The sequence below is a fragment of the Microbacterium sp. cx-59 genome (assembly GCF_020805625.1).
Lineage (GTDB): Bacteria > Actinomycetota > Actinomycetes > Actinomycetales > Microbacteriaceae > Microbacterium.
Window position 1 is genome coordinate 318,843 of the sequence record NZ_JAJHGO010000001.1, and the last position, 24,599, is coordinate 343,441.

31 protein-coding genes are annotated in these 24,599 nt (G+C 68.9%); 13 read left to right on the plus strand and 18 right to left on the minus strand.

The genetic code is table 11. The annotated features are described in order from the left end of the window. Position 1 precedes the first annotated feature (1 nt). Entirely contained in the window at positions 2-433 is a 432-nt protein-coding gene (locus LMI96_RS01530; protein WP_228360249.1) for a hypothetical protein, read from the plus strand. Next, positions 430-1,845 (plus strand): polysaccharide deacetylase family protein, encoded by a 1,416-nt coding sequence (locus tag LMI96_RS01535; protein ID WP_228360250.1) that lies wholly within the window; start codon positions 430-432, stop codon positions 1,843-1,845. Before LMI96_RS01530 ends, LMI96_RS01535 begins: the two co-directional genes overlap by 4 nt. 19 nt (positions 1,846-1,864) lie before the next feature. Here LMI96_RS01535 and LMI96_RS01540 read toward each other — a convergent pair whose 3' ends face one another. From LMI96_RS01540 to LMI96_RS01560, 5 genes are all read right to left on the minus strand, one after another. After that, positions 1,865-2,041: a hypothetical protein gene (locus LMI96_RS01540; protein ID WP_228360251.1), complete on the minus strand. Its 177-nt coding sequence runs from the start codon at positions 2,039-2,041 to the stop codon at positions 1,865-1,867. A gap of 71 nt (positions 2,042-2,112) precedes the next feature. Next, a complete protein-coding gene (locus tag LMI96_RS01545; protein WP_228360252.1) occupies positions 2,113-2,370 on the minus strand; it encodes a hypothetical protein in 258 nt (85 codons plus the stop codon). Between the two features lie 155 nt (positions 2,371-2,525). Further along, a complete protein-coding gene (locus LMI96_RS01550; protein WP_228360253.1) occupies positions 2,526-2,777 on the minus strand; it encodes a DUF2188 domain-containing protein in 252 nt (83 codons plus the stop codon). A 70-nt stretch (positions 2,778-2,847) separates the two neighbouring features. Continuing rightward, positions 2,848-3,144 carry a hypothetical protein gene (locus LMI96_RS01555; RefSeq protein ID WP_228360254.1) on the minus strand — a complete coding sequence of 99 codons (297 nt, stop codon included), beginning with the start codon at positions 3,142-3,144 and terminating at the stop codon, positions 2,848-2,850. Beyond that, positions 3,141-3,410: a hypothetical protein gene (locus LMI96_RS01560; protein ID WP_228360255.1), complete on the minus strand. Its 270-nt coding sequence runs from the start codon at positions 3,408-3,410 to the stop codon at positions 3,141-3,143. Before LMI96_RS01560 ends, LMI96_RS01555 begins: the two co-directional genes overlap by 4 nt. A 216-nt stretch (positions 3,411-3,626) precedes the next feature. Here LMI96_RS01560 and LMI96_RS01565 point away from each other — a divergent pair, with 216 nt between their 5' ends. The 6 genes from LMI96_RS01565 to LMI96_RS01590 are packed head-to-tail and all read left to right on the plus strand — an operon-like array spanning position 3,627 to position 5,504. Further along, a complete protein-coding gene (locus LMI96_RS01565) occupies positions 3,627-3,791 on the plus strand; it encodes a hypothetical protein (protein ID WP_228360256.1) in 165 nt (54 codons plus the stop codon). Continuing rightward, the gene (locus LMI96_RS01570; RefSeq protein ID WP_228360257.1) at positions 3,788-4,036 is read left to right on the plus strand and encodes a DUF3263 domain-containing protein; all 249 of its coding nucleotides are present in this window, start codon (positions 3,788-3,790) and stop codon (positions 4,034-4,036) included. The genes LMI96_RS01565 and LMI96_RS01570 overlap by 4 nt, the downstream gene beginning before the upstream one ends. A 30-nt stretch (positions 4,037-4,066) precedes the next feature. Then, positions 4,067-4,207, plus strand: coding sequence for a hypothetical protein (locus tag LMI96_RS01575; RefSeq protein ID WP_228360258.1), 141 nt, complete (start codon positions 4,067-4,069; stop codon positions 4,205-4,207). Positions 4,208-4,214: 7 nt separating this feature from the next. After that, on the plus strand, positions 4,215-4,616 hold the full coding sequence (locus LMI96_RS01580) for a TadE/TadG family type IV pilus assembly protein (protein WP_228360259.1): 402 nt from the start codon (positions 4,215-4,217) through the stop codon (positions 4,614-4,616). Then, complete coding sequence (locus tag LMI96_RS01585; RefSeq protein ID WP_228360260.1) at positions 4,591-5,082, plus strand: TadE family protein; 492 nt, start codon at positions 4,591-4,593, stop codon at positions 5,080-5,082. The genes LMI96_RS01580 and LMI96_RS01585 overlap by 26 nt, the downstream gene beginning before the upstream one ends. Before the next feature lie 41 nt (positions 5,083-5,123). Further along, a complete protein-coding gene (locus LMI96_RS01590) occupies positions 5,124-5,504 on the plus strand; it encodes a pilus assembly protein TadG-related protein (protein WP_223720877.1) in 381 nt (126 codons plus the stop codon). Positions 5,505-5,544: 40 nt separating this feature from the next. Here LMI96_RS01590 and LMI96_RS16015 read toward each other — a convergent pair whose 3' ends face one another. The 11 genes from LMI96_RS16015 to LMI96_RS01640 all read right to left on the minus strand — a co-directional run bounded on the left by LMI96_RS16015 (position 5,545) and on the right by LMI96_RS01640 (position 17,313). Further along, the gene (locus LMI96_RS16015; RefSeq protein ID WP_267059111.1) at positions 5,545-5,673 is read right to left on the minus strand and encodes a hypothetical protein; all 129 of its coding nucleotides are present in this window, start codon (positions 5,671-5,673) and stop codon (positions 5,545-5,547) included. Positions 5,674-5,762: 89 nt separating this feature from the next. Next, a complete protein-coding gene (locus LMI96_RS01595) occupies positions 5,763-6,596 on the minus strand; it encodes a formate/nitrite transporter family protein (protein ID WP_223720832.1) in 834 nt (277 codons plus the stop codon). Positions 6,597-6,725: 129 nt separating this feature from the next. Next, a complete protein-coding gene (locus LMI96_RS01600) occupies positions 6,726-8,522 on the minus strand; it encodes an ABC transporter ATP-binding protein (protein ID WP_223720833.1) in 1,797 nt (598 codons plus the stop codon). Next, a complete protein-coding gene (locus LMI96_RS01605; protein WP_228360261.1) occupies positions 8,519-9,973 on the minus strand; it encodes an NAD(P)/FAD-dependent oxidoreductase in 1,455 nt (484 codons plus the stop codon). Before LMI96_RS01605 ends, LMI96_RS01600 begins: the two co-directional genes overlap by 4 nt. Beyond that, positions 9,970-11,154: an ABC transporter permease gene (locus LMI96_RS01610; protein WP_228360262.1), complete on the minus strand. Its 1,185-nt coding sequence runs from the start codon at positions 11,152-11,154 to the stop codon at positions 9,970-9,972. The genes LMI96_RS01605 and LMI96_RS01610 overlap by 4 nt, the downstream gene beginning before the upstream one ends. A gap of 14 nt (positions 11,155-11,168) precedes the next feature. Next, complete coding sequence (locus tag LMI96_RS01615; protein WP_223720836.1) at positions 11,169-12,086, minus strand: ABC transporter ATP-binding protein; 918 nt, start codon at positions 12,084-12,086, stop codon at positions 11,169-11,171. Next, positions 12,083-13,645 (minus strand): class I SAM-dependent methyltransferase, encoded by a 1,563-nt coding sequence (locus LMI96_RS16260; protein ID WP_228360263.1) that lies wholly within the window; start codon positions 13,643-13,645, stop codon positions 12,083-12,085. Before LMI96_RS16260 ends, LMI96_RS01615 begins: the two co-directional genes overlap by 4 nt. Next, positions 13,642-15,507, minus strand: coding sequence for an alpha/beta fold hydrolase (locus LMI96_RS16265; protein ID WP_228360264.1), 1,866 nt, complete (start codon positions 15,505-15,507; stop codon positions 13,642-13,644). Before LMI96_RS16265 ends, LMI96_RS16260 begins: the two co-directional genes overlap by 4 nt. A 15-nt stretch (positions 15,508-15,522) precedes the next feature. Continuing rightward, positions 15,523-15,735, minus strand: a complete 213-nt coding sequence (locus LMI96_RS01630; protein ID WP_223720840.1) for a hypothetical protein — start codon at positions 15,733-15,735, stop codon at positions 15,523-15,525. After that, entirely contained in the window at positions 15,729-15,875 is a 147-nt protein-coding gene (locus LMI96_RS01635) for a hypothetical protein (RefSeq protein WP_223720841.1), read from the minus strand. Before LMI96_RS01635 ends, LMI96_RS01630 begins: the two co-directional genes overlap by 7 nt. Before the next feature lie 250 nt (positions 15,876-16,125). Beyond that, a complete protein-coding gene (locus LMI96_RS01640) occupies positions 16,126-17,313 on the minus strand; it encodes a sensor histidine kinase (protein ID WP_228360265.1) in 1,188 nt (395 codons plus the stop codon). A gap of 243 nt (positions 17,314-17,556) precedes the next feature. Between LMI96_RS01640 and LMI96_RS01645 the strand changes: the two genes are divergently transcribed. Then, positions 17,557-18,219: a response regulator transcription factor gene (locus LMI96_RS01645; protein WP_223720843.1), complete on the plus strand. Its 663-nt coding sequence runs from the start codon at positions 17,557-17,559 to the stop codon at positions 18,217-18,219. Positions 18,220-18,291: 72 nt separating this feature from the next. Here the strand turns inward: LMI96_RS01645 and LMI96_RS01650 are convergent, their stop codons facing one another. Together LMI96_RS01650 and LMI96_RS01655 are read right to left on the minus strand one after the other, a co-directional pair. After that, positions 18,292-19,536, minus strand: coding sequence for an FAD-binding protein (locus LMI96_RS01650; protein ID WP_228360266.1), 1,245 nt, complete (start codon positions 19,534-19,536; stop codon positions 18,292-18,294). Next, positions 19,533-20,813 carry an MFS transporter gene (locus LMI96_RS01655; protein WP_374197900.1) on the minus strand — a complete coding sequence of 427 codons (1,281 nt, stop codon included), beginning with the start codon at positions 20,811-20,813 and terminating at the stop codon, positions 19,533-19,535. The genes LMI96_RS01650 and LMI96_RS01655 overlap by 4 nt, the downstream gene beginning before the upstream one ends. A gap of 26 nt (positions 20,814-20,839) precedes the next feature. On the opposite strand from LMI96_RS01655, the gene prfB reads away from it, so the two are divergent. From prfB to smpB, 4 genes are all read left to right on the plus strand, one after another. After that, on the plus strand, positions 20,840-21,946 hold the full coding sequence (gene prfB, locus LMI96_RS01660; protein WP_228360268.1) for a peptide chain release factor 2: 1,107 nt from the start codon (positions 20,840-20,842) through the stop codon (positions 21,944-21,946). Positions 21,947-22,024: 78 nt separating this feature from the next. Beyond that, on the plus strand, positions 22,025-23,068 hold the full coding sequence (gene ftsE / locus LMI96_RS01665) for a cell division ATP-binding protein FtsE (RefSeq protein ID WP_228360269.1): 1,044 nt from the start codon (positions 22,025-22,027) through the stop codon (positions 23,066-23,068). Continuing rightward, the gene (ftsX, locus tag LMI96_RS01670; protein ID WP_228360270.1) at positions 23,065-23,979 is read left to right on the plus strand and encodes a permease-like cell division protein FtsX; all 915 of its coding nucleotides are present in this window, start codon (positions 23,065-23,067) and stop codon (positions 23,977-23,979) included. Before ftsE ends, ftsX begins: the two co-directional genes overlap by 4 nt. 110 nt (positions 23,980-24,089) lie before the next feature. Next, positions 24,090-24,566 (plus strand): SsrA-binding protein SmpB, encoded by a 477-nt coding sequence (gene smpB, locus LMI96_RS01675; protein ID WP_223720849.1) that lies wholly within the window; start codon positions 24,090-24,092, stop codon positions 24,564-24,566. Positions 24,567-24,599 lie beyond the last annotated feature (33 nt).

Sequence of the window (24,599 nt, forward strand, 5' to 3'; positions counted from 1 at the left end):
TATGCCTACGATCACAGGTCCGATCCTCGACTCCGCCGGTCGCCCGGCGAACGGCCTGCTGCGCGTGCGCGCGTCGCGGCCGTTCGACATCGGCGCCGGACACGTCACGCAGGCCGTCGGGTGGGCGACCGTCCGCGACGGCATCCCGTACCTGACCAGCGGCGCCTGGGCGTTGCCCCCGACGCCGGACGGCGTGACACTCACGCTCGAGCAGGATCTCGACGGCGAACAGAGCCTCCAGTTCTCGGTCGCGGTGCCGGACGTGCAGTCGATGTCGTACAGCGAGCTGCTCTTCAATCGCGGCGGCGGCGAGGGCGGCGCCAACCCCTACTGGTGGGATCTCACCGGCGGGCTCGACTTCCCGCCCGCGGCCGTCGACGGCGACTTCGGGTACGACACGGAAACCGGCAACTACTGGAGGTACGAACGATGAGCAAGATTCTCCTGGGGAACCTGAAAGGGCCGAAGGGCGACAAGGGGGACAAGGGTGACAGTGTCAAGGGCGATCCCGGCCCCGCTGGCCCGAACACCATCCCCGCAGCGGACTTCATCGGATCCGAGATCGCCCGTCCGGGCTCGCCTGCCGAAGCGGCCCTTCTCCCCAAGATTGTGGATGTTGCCGGGGGTCTCGTCAGCGCGGTTGCCGACGAGGCTTACGCTCCCAGCACCGGGCGACCGACTCGCCCCCAGGAGAAGGTCGTTACGACTTTTGCCAGCGGACACGGGTGGACGAGTAGCGGCGCCTGGTCGTCCGTGAACCTGAACGACACTGGCGACATCGGGTGGGCGAACCAGGTCGTCTCGGGTGTGACGGACGGGGCGGGAGGGCAGGCGTTCTTCCTCAGTCCCGCGCTTGCGACGCCGATCGATCCCACAGGTAAGACGATCGTGGCTCTGATGAAGGTGAGCGACCCGTCCAAGCTTTCTTCCCTGCTGCTGCACATCGGAACGACGACGACGTTCACGAACTCGAACTCGTACTCAGTCGCGTCGATCACGACTGGCCGATTCCCGTTCACCAGCGACGACTGGGCGCTCGTCACATTCAGCCTCGTCGCCGTCGTGGGTACGGGCGCGGGAACCGCTGCGACGCGATTCCGGTGGCGCGTAACGGATGATGCCACGGGCCCGATCACGGTCAAGTTCGGAGGAACGAGCCTCTACCAGAAGCCGGGTACGTTCCCCAACGGGTGCGTCGTGTTCACTTTCGATGACAGCTCACGAAGCCTGTGGGATCTCGCGCGCCCGATCTTCAACAAATACCGCTATCTGGGAACGGTGTTCCCGGTCACGAATCGCATCGACACGCCGACGTATCTCACGATGGATCATCTCCGTGCACTCGATCGCGACGGGTGGGAGATCGGTGCTCACGCCACCAGCATGGAAACGCACAACCAGACGTTGCCGGGGATGACCCCGCAGCAGAAGGCGGACGAACTCCGTGCCCTGCGATTGTGGGGGGTCCAGAATGGGTTCAGGTCGGAAAGCTTCGCGTACGGCGGCGGACACTTCGACACCGATTCGTACCAGACGGTCTCGCGTTACTTCAAGGCGGGGAGAACGACCACGGGTCAGTTCGAAACCGTCCCCCCGGCGCGACTCACCACCCTCCGTTCTCTCGCAGTGACCAACGCCAACACTCTTGCCACGATCAAGGGAAAGGTTGATTCCGCCTACGCGAGCGGGAGCGTCCTGATCCTGACGTTCCACGAGATCGTCACCGTCGCGGCGGCCTATCAGTACACCTGGACGGCCGCCGATCTGGAAGCACTGGTCGACTACATCGCCGGGCTGGGCATGCCGGTTCTGTCTCTCGCAGATGCCTTGGCGGCCATGCGCTGATCCCGGCCCACCAGACGAGCTACTTGATGGAGTCCGACCACTCAGCTTCCGAGATGCCGGACGGAGTGGCCGTGTCATCGAAGTGCTCGTCTGCGGCGCGACGCGCGCGGCGGTTGATGAAGAAGACACTCCCCGCGAGGAACACGGCGAGACCGAAAATGACAATGGGGCCGTAGCCAGCGTCGAAGAGGCTCATGGTTCGTGAGCATAGCGGCCGGTGCAGTCAGCCGCACCTGAAGCAGTCTCGCCTCAAAGTTCTCTCGTGCTTCAGTCGCCGTGCAGTTCGCGGCGCGCGCCCGGGCCCATGCTCCACGAATCGTCGTCCGCGAGCTGCGCGGTCCACTCGTGCTTCGATGGCTGCACGTGGGGCGCGGCAGAGGGCTCGTAAATCAGGCGCCCGCTCGGCTCGGGTGTCGCGCTGCGCTTCCACCACACGCCTCGAGCACTGAGGTACTCAGTCGCTTCGTCGGCTTCGTACTCGGCCAGGTTTCCGCTGCCCCCGTCGAGGTACACCGTCATCGTCATGCGCCGACTCTAGAGGGTCACGCTCTCCGGTGCCGCATGAGTCTTCGAACGGGCCCTATTTCCCTCAGAGTGTGCACGTCGCGTTCCACATGCAAGAGCCCCCGGTTACCTCGCGATGAGGTAGCCGGGGGCTCTTCGTCGTTGTGGGGACCGCGCTAGCGGGTGTCCTTCGCCGGAGACTCGTTGTTGCGTCCGGAGTCGGAGTCTCGGAACTTGCCGTTTCGGCCCTGGATGCGGACGTCCCCCTGACCGCCTCCACTGTTGTCGACGATCTCGCGGGCGCGGGCGATCGCTTCCTTCTGGGTGTCGAAATGGGCGGACGCGCGCTCCGCGTTCTCCTTCTTCACGTCCCACCCACCGCGTTCCTGGTTCGGTACGACGTACCGGTCCTCGTCGTTGTTCGCCATGGTCGATCCCTCCCAATCAGTTGTGGCGATCAGGGTAGCGGTGTGCGCCGACTCGCCGCCACTGGACACGTCACGCGCGTTTTTCGTATGTCCCGTGTGGCGGCTTCCCGCGACGCTCTTGCCCCTCAGCAATGAACGACACGGCGCCGGGGAAAGCGGCGAGCAGCGCCGACGTCAGGATCTTGTTCTCTTCGATGCCGTGGTAGCCGATCCAACGGCCCACGTCGGGTAGCAGGATGTCGGTGCGCGCGCCGCCGAGCTGCCGGAGCTCGTCGATGACAGGTTGGGGATGGCCGGTGTACTGATCACGGCTCATGGCGGCGGTGATGCTGATGCTCAGCATCACGTCGGGGTGCAGGACGGTCATCGGCGGATGATGCTGAGCAACTCGTAGCCGTCGGGCACCTTCGCGCGCAGCGCCGCGGTGTCGTCGGCCTCGATCTCCGTGAGGGCGTCACGGCGAGCGAAGATTCCGACGGACCGGAACTCGGTCGACCCCTTCTGCGGCTCCATGTGCGCCTGCGTCAGTTCCCACCCGGGCGGGGCAGTGAGCTGCTCGTGGATCGCGGCGATGCCTTCGCCGGTTACTTCCCGGGTCTGGACTTCGACAGGGCGGATGAGTCCGATGAGCATGCGTCGATCGTATGCCGAGCGTCCGACGCCCTCACCTCGTGACGCGGGTTCCGTCTCGGAGGATCAGTACGCCGCATCCGCCGCACTCGAGACCACGGGGATCGTCGCGCAGCACGGTGCCACACTCGGGGCAGTGTGGCTGCGCTGCGTCCTCGAACGGGTCGGTCATGCCCGCAGGGTAACGGGAATGTCGGAGGTCGGGGAGACACTGTCGCCATGCATGCGATCTCCGACCTGGATCTGACAGAGGACCGTGACGGCCGTCCGCGCGTGGCCTGGGTGTGCGAGTGCGGCAGCCGCGGCTCGGGAGCGACCCAGGCGGCCGCGATGTCTGGGTTCAAGCGTCACGTGCGCGCGGCCGCGCGTAAGTCCGATTGGTGACTCCCGCCGAGATCCCCGTGCGTGAGTTGCTCGCGTTCGAGGCGCAGTGGGGCAAGCACACCGGGTGGAAGGAAGAGGCGATCCGTGCCCGGTTCCGCGTCGCGCCGGCACGGTACTACCAGCTGCTCGGCCGGGCGATCGACACCAGAGAGGCGCTCGAACTTGACCCGATGCTCGTTCACCGACTCCGGCGGATCCGCGACGAGCGCCGTGCCGAGCGGGAGCAGCGCACGCGTGCGAGCTAGGTAGGTATTAGGCACCACTCACGTTCACGAATGGTGCTTGATGCCCCCGGGGGAGACTTCGACCTAGTCACGCTCATGACGGCGGGGCTCGTCGTCGTCATCTGGGCCGTCGCCGGTCCGGCACTTGCGGGCCTGTTCGAGCAGGCCATCTCGCGGGTCTCCGGACTCTGACCGACTCATGCCCGAGGAGAAGCGCGGTCTCGGCGCGGACGAGCGGGGTTCCGCCCCGGTCGAGTTCGTGTTGGTCGGCGCGCTTCTCACGGTCCTGACGCTCGCCATCTTGCAGTTCGGCTTCGCCATCTATGTGCGCAACGTCGTGCACGATGCGGCGGTCGAGGGTGCCTATCACGCGGCCCTCGCCGACACGAGCGCAGCGGAGGGGGCGGATCGCACGCGTGAAGTGATCGAGCGCGCGATCGGGGCAGGTTACGCGGCGGATGTGCGGATGGCGGAGGACGCCACCGCGGGCTACCCGGCCGTTCGGGTCACAGTGACGGCGACGCTGCCGCTCGCGGGTCTGTTCGGTCTTCCCGGAGCGTTGGAGGTGCAGGCGCATGCCCCGATCGAGACCTTCGACTGACTCGCCCCGCGAGGAATGGCGTTCGGCGCTCGCCGACGACGTGGGCTCGGCGTCGCTCGAGTTCATCGTCGGCGGCGTGCTGCTGCTCGTGCCGATCATCTATCTCATGCTCGCGCTGGGCACCATCCAGGGTCAGACTCTCGGCGTCGAGGCCGCGGCGCGTCACACGGCGCGTGCGATTTCCACGGCGACGGATGCGGGGGATGCCGCCCAGCGCGCCGAACTCGTGCTCGCGTCGATCGCGGCGGAGTACGGCGTCGATCCCGGCGAGCTCGATGTCTCGTGGGAGTGCACGGACAGCGCCGGGGAGTGCCCGGCGGCGGGCGCGACGCTGGTCGTCACGGTGCGCACGCGGGCCGAGCTGCCGTTCATGCCGCCGATCTTCGGGCTCGATCAGATCGCCGCGGTGCCGGTGGAGGCATCGGCCGTGCAGAAGGTGTCGAGGTTCTGGGGGACGGCGCCGTGACTCGGCTGCGCGAGCTCACGACCGACGAGGACGGCACGATCATGCCGCTCGTGATCGGCTACGTCGTGCTCGCGTTGGCGGCGGTGTTCGTCTGCGTGTGCGCGACCGACCTCTATCTCGCGCAGAAGCGGCTCGACGGAACGGCGGATGCGGCCGCGCTCGCCGCCGCCGACGGGTTCACGCTCGAGGTGCAGGACGGCCAGCCCCGCGCCGAGCTCACCTCGGAGGGGGTGCGGGAGCAGGCAGCGGCGCTTCTCGCATCCGCCTCCGTGGATGCCGCGCTGGTTGCCGCGGATACTCCGGACGGGGTGTCTGCTCGGGTCACGGTGTCGAGCGTCTGGCATCCGCCGCTCGTCTCGGTGTTCGTGCCGCAGGGGGTGGACCTACAAGCGACCGCGACGAGCCGGACCGCGCTGCGGTGACGGCGAGAACCCGTTCGGCCGCACAACCGGATGGGGCCGCTCAGTGCTCCTCGCTCGCGCCGAACCACTGACGCAGGGTCTCCCGGCTGGCGGGATCTCGCCAGGTGGCCCAGGCGGCGGTCGCGAGGCAGCCGCTCCCGACGAGAACGAGGATGATCACGGAGGTCATGGTGGTCTGCTCCTTCGATGCGGGCGGCGGGGCCAGATGCTGTGCGCTCGTCCCATCCTGATCGAAGGATTCGTCGAGCACCAGGGTGACTACGGGCGCGAGCTGTCCACGGAGGCGCTGACGACCCGGCCCGCAGCCGAATCCGTCGCTCTCGGGCGGCCGCCGATGTGCCAGTAGGCGAGCCCGACGATCAGGGCGCCGCCGACCAGATTGCCGAGGCCGACCCACAGCATGTTCGCGCCTGCGATCGGCCAGGTCGCCCCGGGAGCCTCCGCGAGCATCCCGAGCGTGAAGGTCGTCATGTTCGCCACGACGTGCTCGAACCCCGACGTGATGAACGCGAGCAGCGCCCAGAAGATGACCGCGAGCTTCGCGACGTCACCGCGCAGCCGCGCGCACATCCAGATCGCGAGACACACGAGCACGTTGCAGAGGATGCCGCGGACGAACAGCTCGCCGACGGATTCCTCGGCCTTCGCCGCGAGCATCGCCCGCAGCATCGTGTGGGCCGCGAGATTCGCATGGATCACGCCTGACAGGCTCACCAGCGTGCCGAAGACCACAGCGCCGAGAAGATTCGCGACGAACGTGACGCCCAGGGTCAGCGCGGCGGGTCCGACGCGGACCGCGCGCATGAGCACGCCCTGGGTGAGCGTCATCATCGACGACGTCACGAGCTCGGCGCCGGCGAACACCACGAGCGTGAGCGCGACCCCGAAGACGAGCCCGCTCACGAGTTTCGCGGGAGCCTCGCCCGCCGCGACGAACGGCCCGGCCGCGCTCAGCATCAGCACGACGGCGATCCCGACGTAGGCGCCCGCGAGCGTGCCGGAGACGACGAACGCCCCCGGGCGGTGCATCCCGTCGACCTTGTGTCGCGCGGCGTCCGCCTGCCGCTCCAGCGTGCGTTCGATGCCGCGCATCCCGGCCCTCTCCGGCCGCGACGCGCCACTCACGCCACCGCCGCGCACCATCCTCCGCGCTGGCGGGGTCGGCCCGTCGAGGATCGCGCCGTGACAAAGCCGCCGCGGGTGGGCGCGGCGTCCGGCCCGCTACACCCCGAGCGCCGGCACCACGGACGTGTCGATCCGCAACGCCTCGATGAATTCGCGATAGAGCGCGTCGCGGCCGAGGAGTTCGTGATGTGTGCCCGTGTCACGGATGCGGCCACCGTCGAGCACGACGATCCGATCGGCGTCGAGGATGGTGGACAGTCGGTGCGCGATCGTGACGACGGCGCCGGTCTTCGACGCGTCCGTGATGACCCGTTGGATGGCGGCTTCCGTCACCCCGTCCAGCTGCGCCGTTGCTTCATCGAGCAGGAGGACTCCGGGCCGCCGGATGAGGGCTCGCGCCACGGCCAGGCGCTGGCGTTCGCCCCCGGAGAGGTTCGTCTCCGCGACGGTCGTATCGAGACCGGAGGGTAGCGAGCGTACTTTCTCATCGAGCCGGACGGCCGCGAGCGCGTCCCAGGCCTCGGCATCGTCGGCATCGTCCGCGCGGAAGAGCACGTTGTCTCGGACCGTCCCGGGGATGACGGGCGTCTCCTGCTCGACGTAGGCGATCCGGGAACGCACATGATCGATGCTCAGATCCTCGTACGGGATGCCGTCGAGTTCGAGTCGTCCGGACCTCGGGTCGATGAAGCGCAACAGGAGCGAGAAGACGGTGGTCTTCCCAGCGCCGGACGGCCCGACGAACGCGGTGTGGCCACGGCGCGGGATCTCGATCGTCACATCCTCCACAGCCGAGCCGTCCTCGCCGAGGTAGCCGGCCGAGACGGAACGTAGAGCCAGGGCGGGAACGCGATCATCCGCCGGCGGAGTAGCCGGTGCACCGCTGCCGCGCGTGGTGTCCTCGAGGTCGAGGTGCTCGGTCTCGCGGATGCGGGCGGCCGCGGCCAGCCCCGCCTGCACCGATGCGAACGCGCCGGCGAGCGAGGTGATCGGGTCGACGATGTTGAACGCGTAGAGGAGGAACGCGACCAGCGTCGACACGGCGAGCTCGCCCAGGCTCACGCGCCACGCGCCCAGTCCGAGGATGACGATGATCGACAGCTGCATCCCGCCGCCGGCCACGGTCCAGATGAGTGCGGAGTACCAGACGGCCCGGACCGAGTGACGCGCAGACTCCTCCGCGCTGTGAGTGACGCGCGCGATCTCGCGCGTCTCCGCCCGGCTCGACTTGACCGTGCGGAGTGCGCGGATTCCGCCTTCGAGCTGCGCGCCGAGGTCGCCGATCGCATCTTGTGCCCGCTTCGACGTCTTGCCGATCTGCGGCAGCAGAACACCGAACAGGCCGCCGATGACGACGAGCGCCGCGAGCGTCGTGAGGAGCAGCGTCCCGTCCAGGATCGCCATGAGGACGATCGTTCCGACGAGAGACACCGTGCCGTTGACGAGTTGCACGATGCTCGAGGTCGTCGCCGCGCGGAGCAGCACCGTATCGCTCGTGATGCGCGTCACGAGCTCGCCGGTCTTGAACCGCTGCACCTGTTCGAGGCGTGCGCGGAAGAACCGCTGGATGAGCGACCGCCGGGCGTCGAGCACGATGTGCTCGGCGAGACGGCCGAGCAGCACGGTCTGCACGAGCCCGGCGACCGTCCCGACGATGAGGAGGAGGATCAGGACGATCACCGGGGTGCTCAGGTCGAGGTCCGCGCCGAGCGAGTCCAGAACCCACTTGGTGACCATCGGCGTCGCGAGGGTCACCCCCGTGGCGAACAGCCCGAGCAGCACTCCCACCGAGAGCATTGAGAGGTATGGGCGGGCGTACGAGGCGAGGAGGCGGAGCCCGTGCCGGAACGGCAGCTCCGGGGTCGTCGGTGCGATGGGTGGGGAGGACGTCATGGAATTTCCCTCGGGATCGTTGTCGGCGACAGGTCTGACAGGCGTGCGTCGATCGCGAAGCGATCGCGCAGCGCCGTGCGCGCGGCCCACCATCCGCACATGCCGTGCACTCCCGGTCCGGGCGTCGTCGACGATGAGCAGAGATACACCGAGGGGAGCCCTGTCCGCCACGGATTCGGCGACAGGCGGGGCCGTGCGATCAGGCGTGCGAGCGATGCCGCGCCCCCGGTGATGTCGCCTCCGCTCAGATTGCGGTTGTGCGCCGCCAGAGCCGACGCCGGGGTTCGCCAGGACTCGGCGACGAGGTCCCGGGTGCCCGGAGCGTGTCGTTCGAGCTCGGCGAGCACCGCGTCGCGCGGGTCGCGAGACGATCCATAGGGCACGTGCACATAGGCCCACACGATCTCAGAGCCGGGAGCCGAGCGGCGAGGATCGTGCGCCGTGGGTTGCGACAGGAGGATGTACGGACGCTCGGGATGGCGTCCCGAGCGCGCCGCGTTCTCGGCGTGAGCGATCTCCGGCCAGGTGCCGCCGAGGTGGACGGTCGATGCGCCCCCCACACGCGGGTCGGTCCACGGGATCGAACCGCGCAGTCGCAGATCGACGCGGGCGACCCCGCTGCCGGGCCGAAGCGGACGCGGTGCGGCGTCGCGCCGGGCCGCGGGGAGCATGGCACGCAGAGCCGCGGGGGAGACGTCGGCCAGGACGATCGGCGCGTGCATCAGGTCCGTGATGTCGTCCACGGCGGTCGAGGTCTCAATCCGACCGCCGTGCGCCAGGAGATCGGCGGCCAAAGCGTCGGCGACACGCTGCGCGCCGCCCTCGGGGATGCCCCAGCCACGCACGTGCGCATGTGTGGCCAGAAGCGAGCCGGCCGCGGCAGCCGCGAGCGAGCCGAGGGGCTCACCGGCATGCGCCCAGACACCCGCCAACAGTGCGCGCGCCTCGGGAGTGCGCAGAGAGCGCGTTCGCGCCCAGGATCCCCGCACCGCGGTGCGGCCGAGCGCCAGCGCGGCGACCGGATGCCGGGGCACCTGGAGGAGGGAACTGAACGCGGTCGCCGTCACCGCATCCGCGTTCCGCACGAGCGGAGCGAACAGTCGGGACCATTCCCGACCGTCCCGCCCGAGTTCGTCCGCCGTCCGGTCGAGATCGCGGTAGGCGATGGCCGCGCGGGTTCCCAACGGATGGGCGTAGGCGATGTCGGGAACGATGTAGGGCACCCGTTGTTCCAGTCCCCACGCGCGGAAGAAGGGCGACGCGAGGGCGAGAGGGTGCACGGCCGAGTATCGATCGAACAGGGCATCGCCTCGCCGGTGGGACTGCAGGCCCCCGCCGACCGTGGGCTCGGCCTCGAGCACGGTGACCGCGAGTCCCGCTCGCGCCAAGGTCACCGCGCCCGCCAACCCGTTCGGGCCGGCGCCTATGACGAACGCGTCCGGGGTCGTCATACCCGAGTCCGCGGACGCAGATCCGACGGGTCGTCGGCGGCGGTGAGCGCATGCGCGTCGGGTCGGTCGTGACGCGTCGCGGACGACCGACGTGCGAGGACGGCGCGCCACATCGGGCCGAGACCGTCCGTCATCGTCGCCGCACGCCACACCCGCAGCGCGAGCCAGAACAGCGCGATGATGGCGACGGCCATCACACCGCCGGCGACCGCCGCATCCGTCGCGGCGGCGAGCCCCTCCGCCATCCGCACCGGAAGCAGCAGCACGGACACGGGCGGGATGAGGCTTGCGACGGAGATCCAGCCGGCCCCCGGGTCGAGCAGCGCGACCATGAGGATGCCGAATGAGGCGAATCCGACCAGCTGGATCAGAATTCCGAGCGACGCCGCGTTCCCACGGAAGAGAAGCACGAACACGACGGCGAGCGAGGTGAATAGGGCGACGCCCGCGCCGGCCCACACGGAGAGCGGGAGGGCGAGTTCCACCACCCGTCCGGCAACCTCGGATTCACCGATGACCGTCAGCGTGCCCGCGGCGATAGCGCCGAGTGCGATCAACTGCACAATGCCCGAAACGGCCGCGGCGACGATCCGACCGCCGAGGAGGCCGGCCGCGGATGCGCGGGCCAGCACCGCGTCGAACAGGCCCAGGGACAGGTCCCGCGACAGGGCGCCGTAGGCCCACGACGCGCGCCCGGTGATCACCGAGAACACCAGCAGAGCCGACACGAGCGTGATGAGACGTGTCACGACGGCCGAGCCGTCATCCACCGCCGCCCGGAAGGCGACCGGCGGCGTCGCGATCCCGGATGCCGCGGACAGGGCGGCGCCGGCGAAGACGTCGCCGACGGCGGCTGCTTCCGCCACCTGCGATGCCTTCTCGACATGCACCTCGACACCGGACTCTGCGACGACGACCGCCACATCGCCGCCGAGGTCTCCGGGCACGGCGTCGACGCCGATCACCTCCCATCCGGGCTGCTCGGAGGCGACGATGCGGACGACGTCGGACGGCGCGACGGCGTATACCCGCGGGGCGGATGCGGAAGCGGCACCGACGATGCCGGGCGCGACGATCACGAGGACTGCGATCACCGCCATCAATACGAACAGAACGAGCTGCGCGGGGGCAGCGAGCTGCCGCCGGATGTCTCGGAGGAGGACTGTTCGGAACGAAGACAAGGCAGACGAGACTGTCATCGCGGCGCCGCCGTGAGAAGTTCGCGCAGGGAGGGCTGGGTGACATCCACGGCGGTGAGCGTGCCGACGGCCGCGGCCGCCGAGACGAGCGTGGGGTCAATGCTGCCTCCGGGGTCGATCGGGATCTCGACGACGACAGAACCCGCACGCCGCTCGATACGTCCGGCTACCCGCTCGGCGAACCCGCGGAGGTTGGGCTCTTGGTCCGTGTCTTCGGCGGCGCGGAACGTGAGACGAAGGGCGCGTTCAGCAGCGCCGAGGACATCCGAGATGTCACCCTCGAGCACCGATCTGCCGTCGGCGATGACGGCGACGCGATCGGACACCGCGGCGACGACCTCGAGCTGGTGGCTCGAGACGAGAACGCCGACCCCGTCTGCCGCCAAGGACCGCACCAGGCCCGAGACCTGCGCGAGCCCGTCGACGTCGAGTCCGGAGAAGGGCTCGTCGAGCAGAAGATAGCTCGGCGAACCGAGGAGGGCGAGGGCGAGTTGTGCTCGCTGGCGATTGCCGAGGCTGAGCAGCCCGAAGCGGCGTTCCGCGAGCGGGAGGATTCCCGTCCGCTCCAGGACGACATCGACATGGGTGCGGATGCTCCGTCGCGGCAGCCCGATCAGTTCCGCGAAGTGGCGCAGCTGAGCGCGCACCGACTCGTCCGCGTAGAGACCGCGGTCCTCCGGGGAGTGCCCGATGAGGGCTCGGTCCGCCGTCACGAGCGGCCGTCCCGCAATCGTCGCTCGGCCGGCATCCGGCGCCCGAAGGCCCCCGAGGAGGCGCATCGCCGTGGACTTGCCCGCTCCGTTCGCACCGACGAATGCCGTGATGCGACCGGACGGGACCGTGATGGAGTAGTCGGAGAGAGCAGTGGTCGGTCCGTAACGTTTGACGACCCCGACCAGAGCGAGGGATGTCACGCGTCGACGTCCGAAAGCTCGGGGACGAGCGTCATCGCAAACAGCGGCGACGCGGAGCCGAGGTATTCACCACCGGCGAAGCTGGCCGTCAGAGCGACGACGCGCAGACCCGCGGCGGCGGCAAGTTCGGTGAGCGCCTCAGGCGGCGTGAGCAGGCTCTGCTCGAGCACCGTGGTGCTCTCGGCGCCGTCGATCCACACCTGACGCATCGTCCAGATCCCGGACTCGACGGAGGAGAAACACACTAATCCGCTCTCGTGACGGGCGTAGGGCACGAACATGGACGTCGGTGCCGCTCCGATCACCTCGTGCACGAATGCCGGGGAGTGGGTTTCGATCACGGCGACACCGGAGCGGCCGAGCATGGCGGCGATGTTCTGAAGCGTCGCGGCTTGTGCGGAACGGTCCGGGAGCATCGAGAACGACGCGCACACGCACAGCACCAGGCTCGCGGTGCCCGGTGCGACGATCTCGGTCAGCCCGGGGTCGCTGAAGTCGGCTTCCACCAGTTCCAGGTCCAGGTCCGAGTATCGCTCCGCGGCGCGGCTCAGCAGGTCAGCGGATCCGTCGATGCCGATGAGGCGTGCCGCACCGGTTCCGGCGACAGCGCGTCCGAGCGCGCCGAGGACGCGCCCCGTGCCGACGCCGAGCTCGACGATCACGCGCGGCTCCTCCGTCATGAGCGCCAGTCCGCGGAGCGCCGCGGCTTCCGGCGACTCGATGTCGAGCTCGCCGTAGATGTCGTCGTAGACGCCGGCGATGGCGGATCCGTACTGCTCGGAGACGGATTTGGCCGTCCCGGCGGCAACCGTCGTCATCTTTGACCGCGGGACCCGAAGGCGCGACGCAGACTGTCGCGACTCGCGGGATCGCGCCAGACAGCCCAGGCTGCCGTGGCCAGGCAGCCGGTGCCGACGAGGAAGAGGATGATCATCGAGGTCATGTGCGGAACTCCTTACAGGGGGCGGGGGGGAGGAGACGAGGGGTGTCGCCTCGACGGCTACAGCGTCGATGGGCGGAACAGGTGCGGGACTCGGAGGGTCGATGACGGGCGACAGGAGGATGACCTCGGGAGCGACCGAATCGTCGGACCCGGCGTGCTTGATGATGGCGAACTGATGCGGAGTGGGGCCGCCGGCGGCCGCGACCGTCCGGCGCACGGTCGCGGCGACGACGAGGTACGACGACGAGAGTGCGAGTTCGGCCGGATCCGCGAGCACCGCCAGCTGGGCGAGCTCGGTCGCATGATCGAAGACGCCTTTGTCGGCGCGGCGTCCGGGGAACCAGACCAGGTGGGCGAGCTTGCGCGGTGCGGGCGGCGAGGTCCGCTGCCACTGATCCCATCCGCCGTCCTCCGTCCGCGTGCGGTGGAAGACCTCGTGGTCATCGGTGGCGGGGATCGGCGCGAAGAACTTCCAGTTCGGAATGAGACCGAAGAGGTCGCGTCGCCGCAGACGGTCGAAGGAATGCCCCGGCAACTGCGAGACGGCCGTCACAGCGAGTGCCGCGCCGAACAGGGGCAGCGTTCCGGCGCGCAGGAGCGTTCGCGGCGAGATCACGACGGTGCCCCCATCTGTCGCGCGAAGGCGAGAATGCGCGCGGCGACCTCGCCGGCGACGAGCGGATCCGTGAGAAGCGTGTCGTGCGTGGCTTCGAGCACGATCGGTTCTCCGGACGCGACGAACGTCGAGGCGAGCTCTCGCTGGAACCGAGCGGCATCCGCGTCCGACATCGTGCGGGATGCCGAGATCACCAGTCCGGCGATACCGGAGCCGGCATCGAGTCGCGGCGGGCGCGGGATGTCGAGCTCGCGTTCCACCGCCCGCAGCTCGCGGTGACCGGCGCGCCACATCCGGCCGTCCCGGTACTGCAGCTCGGCATTGGCGCGGAAGGGGGGAGGAAGGCGTGTCACCCAGGACGGGCGATCGAGGAATGAGCCGAATCCGGCGCGCACCAGGAGGCCCATCTGCGACTGCGCGTCACGGACGAGACGCAGACCCTCCCGCTGCGAGGCCGACTGCGCGAACTGCTCGGGATGCGTGGCGTCGATGAACACCAGACCCTTTACGCGATCGTCACCGAGACGTTCGGCCACGCGTCGGATCAGCTCGCCGCCGTAGGAGTGTCCGGCGAGCACGATGCGCTGGTCCGCGTCGGCGACGTTCTCGATCAGATCGATCAAGTCGGAGACGGCATCGTCGATCCGGAACGCGTCATCGGCTGCTTCGCGGGATGCGCCGTACCCCGCGCGGTCGTAGGTGATGAAGTCGACGGAGCCGTCACGATCGAGGTGCCCGGTCACCCACCCGAAGTGGTCCTGCGTGGAGAACAGGGCGTTGACCAGGAACAGCAGGACGGGGTGCCCGTGCTGCTTGCCGCCATACGCGAGGGTGCTGCCGCGCGATGTCTCGAGGCGCTGGAGGTAGGACGGGCCGTCGAGCACGCGAAGCCGGCGCCGAGTGGCGGTGAGTGCCGTCGCCCCGAGCGCGGCCACGATGGCGGCGCCCGCGACGGCGGGAAGCGCGTCGCTGCGCCCGCGCCTCCGTGCGGTGGCGTCGGTCGTGTAGGCGATCGCCGGATGGAACGCGGCGAAACCCCACACGAATCGACCGAGCCCCATGACGACACCGTTCGCGACATGGAAGCCCATGGCGACCGCGGAGTAGGCGGCGTTGACGACAGGTCCGCCGATGTAGACGAGGGGGTACGAGGACTCGAAGACGAGCATCGCCCGCGTCGCCGTCTTCTCCAGGGCCGGGTGCTTTTGGAAGAAGCGCCACACTCCCTCGTGCCCGTAGGTGTGCGTGCGCATGACGCCGGATACGGCCGTTCCCTCGCGCCACGGCCGACCGAACAGTTTGACCCATCCGGACACGGCGTAGGAGAGGACTCCCTGCAGCGAGAGGTACCAGAGGCCTGCGTCGATGGAGCGGGCGTCGCCGCCGAGACGGGAGATCGTCGCCGCGGTGTGCACCTGGAGCGCCGCCTGGTCGGAGCCGTCTCCGCCGTAGCGGGAACGCGTCTGATTGATCATGCCGAGGATGCTGAGACCGGCGTTCGCGGAGAGCCGCAGGCGGTCGAGCGCCGTGCCACGACCCGGGATGAGGAGGGCGATCCCGAGGGCGCACCGGGTCAGGTGGAAGGCGCGGTCTGCGCGCGGGCCATCCAGCTTGTCGAGAAGTCGGGAGACGAAGGGAGCGTCGGCGGCCAGGCCGCCACGCAGCACGCGCCAGTCGTTGAGTTCGCCTTCGGCGGTGTCTCGGCGCGTCGCGACCGCTTCCATGCTCGCCAGGGTCGCGGTGATGGCGGCGAACGATTCGCTCGCTCGCAGCGCCCTCTCCCGCGACCCCGACGCGCGCCGAAGCCCGGACTCCACACGGCCGTACACGCGCACGGCCGTGCGCCCTCCGTTCTTCGACACCTTCCTCATCGCGACTCAGCCTCCGCGAACCGCTCGGCCGGCCTCGAACGCCGCGACGAGGCCTCCGCCGTACACGGCGCCTCCCGCAAACGCCGCAGCGATGAGCGGGGTCGCCAGCACGGGGCCCTGAGCCTCTCGCCCGATGCGGATGATCGAGACGCCGCCGGCGTCCCCGAGCTCCGCGAGGGCGTTACCCACTCGCGTCTCGAGCGCGCCGTCAATCACCACGATCCGACCGCTCGACCCGCGACATAGGCGCCGACCACGCTGGCCGCCCCGCCGACCGCGGCTGCCGCGAGCTTCCATGTCGCGACCGCCGCCGGCGCCGCGGCCACCGTGGCCGGTGTGCCGAGGACCGGTGCGGACACGGATCCCCTCGCCGTCCCGTCGTAAATCGCATGCACGGCTGCGTCCACTCGCCGTGCGAGTGCGACGTCTCTGGACTCCATCGTCATGTTCACTTGTTCCCCTTTCATCGGCCCACCTGGACGCCCTCAGGGTTGCCGATGCAGGAGCGGTGAACAAGCGATCCCGCGTCAATCCATCCGAAAGTGCTGCCCGGACTCCGACTTTCGGAGGAGGTCCGGCAGATCCGCGGGTAGGCCGGTCGTCGCGCGGTCAGCGAGCGGGGAAAGACGCCCGCATCTGCCAGCCGCCGGATTCCGGCCCCGACTCGAACGAGCCGCCGAGAATCGCGGTGCGTTCGTTCATCCGGACGATTCCGTACCCCCCGCTGACCGCGTCGGACGCGCTCGGGTCGCGCGGAAGCGAGTTCCACACGGAGAGTCGGAGTTCGCCGTCCGACTGCCGCAAGTGGATGCGCACGCGCTGCGCTCCGACGGCGTGTTTCAGGATGTTGGTTCCGGCTTCGCGGACGATGCGCGCGAGAGTCGCGCTCACGAGGCGGTCGACGTCGGCGCCGTCGGGCACCTCGTCGTCCAGCTGGACCCGGTACCCGGCTGCCGTCAGTTCCCGGGCGAGTTCCCGCGCCGCGACGCCGACGCCGCGCTGGTTGTCGGCACCGGTCGCCGGATCCGCATCCTCGCTCGCCAGCAGCACCACGCGCCGCACGTCCGAGAGCGCCTGCCGCGCGGAATCGAGGATCGCGCGCTGGGACGTCCTGCGATCGTCCGGGTCGGGATCCCGTTCGAGAAGGCGGGCGTGCATCGCGATGATGGTCAGATCGTGGGCGACCACGTCGTGCAGATCATCGGCGATCCGCCGACGCTCCCCGGCGGCGACCTCCGCCCGCGCCTGCTCCGACACCAGAAGCTTGCGGTGCGCTTGCATCTCACGCTCCGTGACCGCACGCAGGGTCAACCCGACACCGCTCGATCCGGTCGCCACGATGATGGCGGCGATGAAGCTGGACAGGGGCTCGGAGGCCGGGAAGAAGGCGTGGATCAGGATCGCCGCGCCGAAGAAGGCGACGACGTACGCGGCCTGGATGGCGATCGTGCACGTGCGTGCGATCAGCCCGCTGCCCAACGCCAACGCCAGGATCGCCTCCTGCTGAGCGTCGACGGCGGGGGAGACCGCGAGCAGGATGAGCAGTGCCGCCCCGAACGCCTTCGGTCGCCAGAGAACCAGTGCGAAGGCGAGGGTGAGAAGCGTCTGGAAGACGGCATCCTCACCCGGAAGCCCCGCCGAGGCGGTCAGCACCAGGCCGGCCACAAAGCCCGCGCCGATGAGGCTCCACAGTGCCCACCGCTCGACGCGCGTGAACGCCGCATCGGTGCGCAACGACGCCCACAACGCGCGCAACGACACCTGTCGTCTGCGCGAGTCGTGCGGCGGAACGGTCATCGCTCCATTATGCAAAGGTGCGCTCACGCGATGTGAGCGTGCAGCACTCCGCGAGCGTCAGTTGCAGACACCGAAGAGTCGGCACAGTGCGGTCCAAAGTCCATTGGTCGAGTACATGCTCACCTCCTGTTCGATGTGATCTGGTCAGCATCGCGGGAGGTCAGGCGGCACCGCTTCCGTCGGAAGGCGAGCGCTCTCTCCCCCTTTCGTCGGGGGTGCGGGCGGGGTCCTATCGTGGGGGGCGTGCAAGAACTTCGGGTGCTCGTGGTCGACGACGAATCGCTGATCCGTCGCGCCCTCACGGTGTTCGTCAGCGAGGCCGACGACATCGAGGTGGTCGGAGAGGCTGCGAACGGGGCCGACGCGCTCGCAGCGGTCGCGTCGCTCGCCCCGGACGTCGTGCTGATGGACGCTCAGATGCCCGTCATGGGTGGGGCGGAAGCGACGCGGATCATCACCCGCGATCATCCCGCCACCAAGGTGCTCGCGCTGACGACGTTCGGTTCACTCGACGCGATCCTGCCGATGCTGCAAGCGGGGGCGGGCGGTTATCTGCTGAAGGATTCCGAGCCGGAGGATATCGTCGCCGCGCTCCGCGATATCGCACGCGGGCTGCGGGTCCTCTCGCCGGCCGTCGCGAGCATGCTCGTCGCGTCGGTGTCCGCGTCGGTGGGCGTTGGGCAGCTCGTACGTCTGTCCGATGCGGAACGGCTCACACCGCGGGAGCGCGCCGTCGTCTCACTTCTCGCGCGCGGTCTCTCGAATGCGGAGATCGCCAGACAGCAGAGCGTCTCGGAAGCGACCGTGAAATCGCACCTCAGCAACATCATGGCGAAGTGGGATGTGCGAGACCGCGTTCAGGTGCTCATCCGCGCCGCGCGCGCCGGGATCATCACTTTCGAGTGAGCTGATCCCCGGCGCGGGTGACGGCGGGCGCGGCGTTCGCCGCAGCGGCGGCCCGCGGGGGATGCATACTTCTCAGAGCCCGAGTGCGGCGACGTAGTCGTTCCGGAAGACACCCCGCGGGTCGAACTCCGCTCGGAGTGCGGCGAAGTCGTCGATCCGCGGGTAGCGCGAGCGGATGACGTCGGTCGGCATCGTGAACACCTTGCCCCAGTGCGGGCGCGGGTCGAACGGAGCGAGTGCGGCCTCGATCTCGGTGAGAAGCGCCTCGACGGCGGGCTGATCCGGCCGCCAGGTGAAGTGCAGCCCGACGGTGTCGCGGCCGTACGCGCCGCTCAGCCACAGCTCGTCGGCAGCGATCGTGCGCACCTCGTTCACGAGCAGCAGGTCCCCGAGGCGCGGCGCGAAGACCTTGAGCGCGCGGATCGCGTCGGGCGCATCTCTGCGAGAGACGAAGTACTCCGTCTGCAGTTCGGCGCCGCGCGACGGAGTGAACTCGAGGCGGAAGTGCGGAAGCCGGTCGAGCCACGCACCCGCGACGCCGCGCTGCGGGGTCGTGCTGTCGGCGGCCTCCCCGGGCAGCGGATGGCGCTGAGCCGACGCGGGCGACGCGCCCAGCACGGACGCGGGTGCGGGCCCCGCATCCGTTCGCGCCTTCACCCACACCTGGTCGACCGTGTCGGCGTCGCGCCAGGTCGTGAACATGCTGACGCTGTACCCGAGCGAGGTGACGGCGGAGAGGTCGACGAGGGCGTCCTCCCACGCGACCCGCTCATACACGGTCTGGGCGATCTCGTAGGCCGGCTCGATGTCGAGCTCGACGTCGAGCACGATCCCGAGCGCGCCCAGAGAGACCACGGCGCCGTTGAATCCGGGCTCGCCGCGGCGCAGCATCCGGATGTCGCCGTCGGCGGTGAGGATCTCGACACCCGCAACGGCCGTCGCCAGTGAACCGTTGCGGTCGCCTGAGCCGTGGGTGCCCGTGGCGATGGCGCCCGCGACCGAGATGTGGGGGAGGGAGGCGAGGTTGCCGAGAGCCCAGCCGTTCGCCTGCAGAGCGCGGGCGACCTCGCCGTACCGCATGCCTCCGGCGACCCGGGCGATCCGACGCGCGGCGTCGATGGATACGCGCGCGGGCAGGCCCGCGGTCGACACGAGCAACCCGGCGGTGTCGGCGATGCGGTTGAAGGAGTGACGCGAACCCAGTGCCCGAACGGCGGATGCGGAAGCGACGAGCGTGCGGAGCTCGTCGCGCGTCGACGGCTCGGCGACAGCGTCGACGGAGTAGGCCAGGTTTCCCGCCCAGTTGAACTCGGTCACGGCGTTTCTTCTCCTCCGCGTCGGGGAACGAACCGCGGCACCCAGCGGATGAACGCGGCAGCGCCGACGAATCCCAGGAGCCCCATCGCGCCGGTCGCAACCGACAGTGAAACCGCCGCGGTCAGCGCCGACACGATCAGCGGGGCGACAGCGCCGCCCGCGTCGGTCAGCGTACGCCACGACCCGAGGAACGGTGCCGGGTCGCTGCGGGGCGCCGCATCCGCTCCGAGCGTCAGCAGTATCCCGCTCGACAAGCCGTTGCCGAGCCCCAGCACTCCACCGAGGACGGCGTACCAGATGACGGCGCTGTCGAACTCGTGCGTCACCGAGAGCACCAGGAAACCCGTCCCCATCAGGAGCGTCGCCGGGAGCGCCGCCCACAGGCGCCCGAACCGGTCCATCACCTGTCCGCTCGCATAGAAGAGGGCGAAGTCGACCGCGCCGGAGATGCCCACGACGAGCGCGATCGTCTGCGCGTCGAGACCGAGCGAAAGACCCCACAGCGGCAGGACCATTTGCCGGGCCGAGCGGATGGCCGACAGTGATGCGCCGGCGAGTCCCAGCCGCGACAACACGCCGCGGTGCTGCCACATGGTGCGGAAGACGCCGACGCGCTCGGATGTCGGGATCGAACCCGAGACCGCTTCTCCGGTGTCGTCGTACCGGGCCGCGGGAGCGTTCGACGCCGCGCCCGCGGGGGCGGCGCGCTCGGGATCCGGTCCGAGCAGCACCAGCAGGATCGTCGCGACGAGGCAGCCGAGGAAGAACCAGACGGCGGAAAGTTCGTCGCCGATGGTCACCAGGAGCCCCGCGGCCACGAACGGTCCGATGAAGGTACCGAGGCGGAACGATCCGCCGAGAAGTGACAGCGACCGCGCGCGGAATGCCACCGGCACCCGTGTCGTCATGAACGAGTGGCGGGCCAGGCCGAAGATCGCCGCGCAGAATCCGATCACGAAGACGGAGAGCGCGAGCACGGCGGTCGACGGTCCGTACAGCATGGCCAGGGCGCCGACGATCGCGAGCACCCCGCCGGCGGCCATCGTCGCGCGCTCCCCGAACCGGGCGACCGCCCACCCCGCCGGGATGTTGCCGAACAGTTGTCCGATCACGAGGAACGAGGTGATGAGCGCCGCTTGCGCGATGTCGGCGCCGCGTTCGGCGGCGAGCACCGGGATCAGCGGGATGACGGCGCCTTCGCCGAGCGAGAAGAGCACGGTGGGGCCGTAGATCATCGGCGCGAACCGCCACAGGACGGAAGCGACGTGATCGGACATGTCCATCCAGGTTAGTCTGGAGTGTCATGCTCGAACTCGATCTCGCCCCCGAAATCCAAGCCCTGCGTTCGACCTTCGCCGATATCCAGGCCGTGGTCGATGTCGAGGCGTTGCAGAACGAGATCGCTCGTCTCTCCGAGGAGGCCGGCGCCCCCGACCTCTGGGACGACGTCGATAAGGCGCAGAAGGTCACGAGCGCGCTCAGCCACCGTCAGACGGAGCTCAAGCGCATCGTCGAGATCGAGCGCCGACTCGACGATCTCGACGTGTTGATCGAGCTCGCGGTCGAGATGGAAGACGAGGATTCTGCGGAAGAGGCCCGTAAAGAGGTCGCCGATCTGCAGAACGTGATCGGTCAGCTCGAAGTGCAGACCCTGCTCGACGGAGAGTACGACGCGCGTTCGGCCGTCGTGACGATCCGCTCCGGAGCCGGCGGCGATGACGCCACGGACTTCGCCGAGATGCTCATGCGCATGTACCTGCGGTGGGCCGAGCGCCACAAGTACCCCGTCAAGGTGATGGACACGTCGTTCGCCGAAGGCGCCGGCATCAAGTCGGCGACGTTCGAGATCGATGCCCCGTACGCCTACGGCACGCTGTCCGTCGAGGCCGGTACGCACCGACTCGCCCGCATCAGCCCCTTCGGCGGCGCTGACAAGCGCCAGACGAGCTTCGCCGCGGTCGAGGTCATCCCGGTCATGGAAGAAGCACAGGAGGTGGAGGTCCCCGAGGGCGACATCCGCGTCGACGTCTTCCGTTCCTCGGGTCCCGGCGGCCAGTCCGTCAACACGACCGACTCGGCGGTGCGCATCACGCACCTTCCGACCGGGATCGTCGTGTCGATGCAGAACGAGAAGTCGCAGATCCAGAACCGAGCGGCCGCGATGCGCGTCCTCCAGACGCGCCTCATGCTGCTGCAGCGCGAAGAGGAAGCGGCGAAGAAGAAGGAGCTGGCGGGCACCATCACCGCGAGCTGGGGCGACCAGATGCGCTCCTACTTCCTCTACGGCCAGCAGCTCGTGAAAGACCTGCGCACCGGACACGAAGTCGGCAACCCCGCGGTCGTTCTCGACGGCGACCTCGACGGCTTCATCGCCGCCGGCATCCGCTGGCGCAAGCGCAAAGAAGACTGATTCATACGGTTTTCGGATGCGGAGGCCCCGGGTGTCGCGGACGGCATCCGGAAGAGCCGCGCTTAGGCTGACACAGCCATGATCCGGTTCGAAAACGTCACCAAGCGGTATCGCGGCACCTCTCGACCTGCTCTGCAGAGCGTCGACTTCGAGGTGCAACGCGGAGAGTTCGTCTTCCTCGTCGGGGCGTCCGGGTCGGGGAAATCCTCGTGCCTGCGACTCATCCTGCGCGAGGACGTCCCGAGCGAGGGGCGTGTCGTCGTGCTCGGACGGGACCTCCGCAGCGTCCCGAACCGAAAGGTTCCCTACTTCCGTCGCCACGTCGGTTCGGTGTTCCAGGACTTCCGGTTGCTGCCGACGAAGAACGTCTTCCAGAACGTCGCGTTCACGCTGCAGGTCATCGGCTCCTCGCGCGGGTTCATCCAGCAGGCCGTCCCCGAGGCGCTCGCGCTCGTCGGCCTCGACGGCAAAGAGAAGCGGCTGCCGCACGAACTCTCCGGCGGAGAACAGCAGCGCGTCGCGATCGCGCGCGCACTGGTGAACCGCCCCCAGGTGCTGCTCGCCGACGAGCCGACCGGAAACCTCGACCCCGCGACATCCGTCGACATCATGCAGTTGCTCGCCCGCATCAACGCGGGCGGCACGACCGTGCTGATGGCGACCCACGAGGCCGGATTCGTCGACCAGATGCAGCGACGCGTGATCGAGCTGAAGAACGGCGAGATGGTGCGCGACGAGCGCCACGGCGGCTATGGCGATACGTCCGGTATCCCGCGCCTCGCGCCGCAGGTCGAGCGGGGTGCGGCGGCGGTCGCCGCCCTCACCGCCGTGCTCGAGGTGCACCGCGAGATCGCCGAGACCGGCCAGGTCGAGCCGATCACGCTCGATGCCGCGGTCGCGGCGACCGAGCAGGCGGCGATCGTCGAGCCCGTCGCGCAGGCTCAGCATCAGGCGGATGCGGATGCCGCGGCATCCCTCGCCGAGAAGCTGCCCGACGCTCAGAAGCCCATCACGCGCCCCGTGCCCGTGGCCGACATTCCGGAGGTCGAGGTGAACGAGCTCGGGCTCGCGGACCGACTCGGCCTCGGCGGATCGGAAGACGAAGTGGGGCCCACCCGATGAGGTTCGGACTGATCACGGGGGAGGCCCTCAGCGGGCTCCGCCGCAACGCTTCGATGGTCATCTCGGTCGTGCTGGTGACGTTCGTGTCGCTGACGTTCGTCGGTGCCGCGATCCTCATGCAGATGCAGATCGGCAAGATGAAGGACTTCTGGGCGGACCGCGCCCAGGTGGCCGTCTACATGTGCGCGAGCGTGTCGACCGCGCCCACGTGCGACGGCGGCGTCGCCACGCAGGATCAGATCGACGCCGTGACCGCTCAGCTCACCGGCCCGACGTTGTCGCCGCTCATCCGTGAGTACACGTTCGAGACGAGCGAACAGGCGTACGAGAAGGCGATCGATCAGCTCGGCGCCGAGTACGAGAGCATCATCACGCCCGACCAGATCAACGCGACGTTCTCCATCAACCTCAACGACCAGTCGAAGTCCGATGTGATCGCCGAAGCCTTCGGCGGGACGAGCGGTGTCGAGGAGGTGAAGGACCAGTTGCAGTACCTCGAACCGCTGTTCTCGGCGCTGACCGTGGCCACCTACATCGCGGTCGGGATCGCCGGCCTGATGCTGATCGCCGCCGTGCTGCTCATCGCGACCACCATCCGACTGTCGGCGTTCGCGCGTCGAAAGGAGCTCGGCATCATGCGATTGGTCGGCGCGTCGAACAGATTCATCCAGACACCGTTCATCCTCGAGGGCGTGTTCGCCGCCCTCATCGGATCGGCGCTCGCAAGCGTCGGCGTGTGGGCGACGGTCGAGTTCGGCGTCAACGGATATCTGCGTGAGCGCATCACCTTCGTGACGACATGGGTGGACTACGGTGATCTCGCCGTGGTGATCCCGGTGCTCATCGTGATCGGTGTGGTGCTCGCGGCGCTCTCGGCAGGTTTCGCGATCAGGCGTTGGTTGCGCGCGTAGCGAGTACCCGTCTCGCGGTACGCGTGGGACGTGCGTGCGCCGCGGCATCCGCCGGTTGCTAGACTGATGGGCTGCCGTGCGCACTGCCCGGCGCGAATGAGGAGACGGTCATGCCCAGGGAACGCGGAGAGAAGGTCATCGCGACCAACCGCCGCGCACGCCACGAGTACGAGATCGACAAGACGTACGAGGCGGGGCTGGTGCTGACCGGCACCGAAGTGAAGTCGTTGCGTCAGGGCCGTGCGAACCTAAGCGACGGCTACGCCTACATCGACGGCGGGCAGGCGTTCCTCGACGCGGTCAACATCCCTGAGTACTCGCAGGGGCACTGGACGAATCACTCCGCCAAGCGCACCCGCAAGCTGCTGCTGCACAAGGAGGAGATCATCAAGATCTCCCACGCCGTGTCGGCCGGCGGCTACACCCTCGTTCCGCTGAAGCTGTACTTCCTCGACGGCCGCGCGAAGGTCGAGATCGCGGTGGCGAAGGGCAAGCGCGAGTTCGATAAGCGTCAGACCCTGCGTGAGCGGCAGGACAAGCGCGAGGCCGAACGTGCCATGCGCACGAAGAACCGACTCGGCGAGTAGAGGAACGGGGCGAGCGGCAACGCCGATCACGGT

Bases quoted from the DNA above. Each gene is read 5' to 3' on its own strand.
- smpB (WP_223720849.1), top strand. From the start codon at position 24,090: ATGCCCAGGGAACGCGGAGAGAAGGTCATCGCGACCAACCGCCGCGCA.
- LMI96_RS01595 (WP_223720832.1), bottom strand. From the start codon at position 6,596: ATGCGCGGCATCGAACGCACGCTGGAGCGGCAGGCGGACGCCGCGCGA.
- ftsE (WP_228360269.1), top strand. From the start codon at position 22,025: ATGATCCGGTTCGAAAACGTCACCAAGCGGTATCGCGGCACCTCTCGA.
- prfB (WP_228360268.1), top strand. From the start codon at position 20,840: ATGCTCGAACTCGATCTCGCCCCCGAAATCCAAGCCCTGCGTTCGACC.
- LMI96_RS01585 (WP_228360260.1), top strand. From the start codon at position 4,591: ATGCCCCGATCGAGACCTTCGACTGACTCGCCCCGCGAGGAATGGCGT.
- LMI96_RS01565 (WP_228360256.1), top strand. From the start codon at position 3,627: ATGCATGCGATCTCCGACCTGGATCTGACAGAGGACCGTGACGGCCGT.
- ftsX (WP_228360270.1), top strand. From the start codon at position 23,065: ATGAGGTTCGGACTGATCACGGGGGAGGCCCTCAGCGGGCTCCGCCGC.
- LMI96_RS01555 (WP_228360254.1), bottom strand. From the start codon at position 3,144: ATGACCGTCCTGCACCCCGACGTGATGCTGAGCATCAGCATCACCGCC.
- LMI96_RS01535 (WP_228360250.1), top strand. From the start codon at position 430: ATGAGCAAGATTCTCCTGGGGAACCTGAAAGGGCCGAAGGGCGACAAG.
- LMI96_RS01550 (WP_228360253.1), bottom strand. From the start codon at position 2,777: ATGGCGAACAACGACGAGGACCGGTACGTCGTACCGAACCAGGAACGC.
- LMI96_RS01545 (WP_228360252.1), bottom strand. From the start codon at position 2,370: ATGACGATGACGGTGTACCTCGACGGGGGCAGCGGAAACCTGGCCGAG.
- LMI96_RS01590 (WP_223720877.1), top strand. From the start codon at position 5,124: ATGCCGCTCGTGATCGGCTACGTCGTGCTCGCGTTGGCGGCGGTGTTC.
- LMI96_RS01600 (WP_223720833.1), bottom strand. From the start codon at position 8,522: ATGACGTCCTCCCCACCCATCGCACCGACGACCCCGGAGCTGCCGTTC.
- LMI96_RS01640 (WP_228360265.1), bottom strand. From the start codon at position 17,313: ATGACCGTTCCGCCGCACGACTCGCGCAGACGACAGGTGTCGTTGCGC.
- LMI96_RS01575 (WP_228360258.1), top strand. From the start codon at position 4,067: ATGGTGCTTGATGCCCCCGGGGGAGACTTCGACCTAGTCACGCTCATG.
- LMI96_RS01530 (WP_228360249.1), top strand. From the start codon at position 2: ATGCCTACGATCACAGGTCCGATCCTCGACTCCGCCGGTCGCCCGGCG.
- LMI96_RS01655 (WP_374197900.1), bottom strand. From the start codon at position 20,813: ATGTCCGATCACGTCGCTTCCGTCCTGTGGCGGTTCGCGCCGATGATC.
- LMI96_RS01580 (WP_228360259.1), top strand. From the start codon at position 4,215: ATGCCCGAGGAGAAGCGCGGTCTCGGCGCGGACGAGCGGGGTTCCGCC.
- LMI96_RS01540 (WP_228360251.1), bottom strand. From the start codon at position 2,041: ATGAGCCTCTTCGACGCTGGCTACGGCCCCATTGTCATTTTCGGTCTC.
- LMI96_RS01560 (WP_228360255.1), bottom strand. From the start codon at position 3,410: ATGCTCATCGGACTCATCCGCCCTGTCGAAGTCCAGACCCGGGAAGTA.
- LMI96_RS16015 (WP_267059111.1), bottom strand. From the start codon at position 5,673: ATGACCTCCGTGATCATCCTCGTTCTCGTCGGGAGCGGCTGCCTCGCG.
- LMI96_RS01605 (WP_228360261.1), bottom strand. From the start codon at position 9,973: ATGACGACCCCGGACGCGTTCGTCATAGGCGCCGGCCCGAACGGGTTG.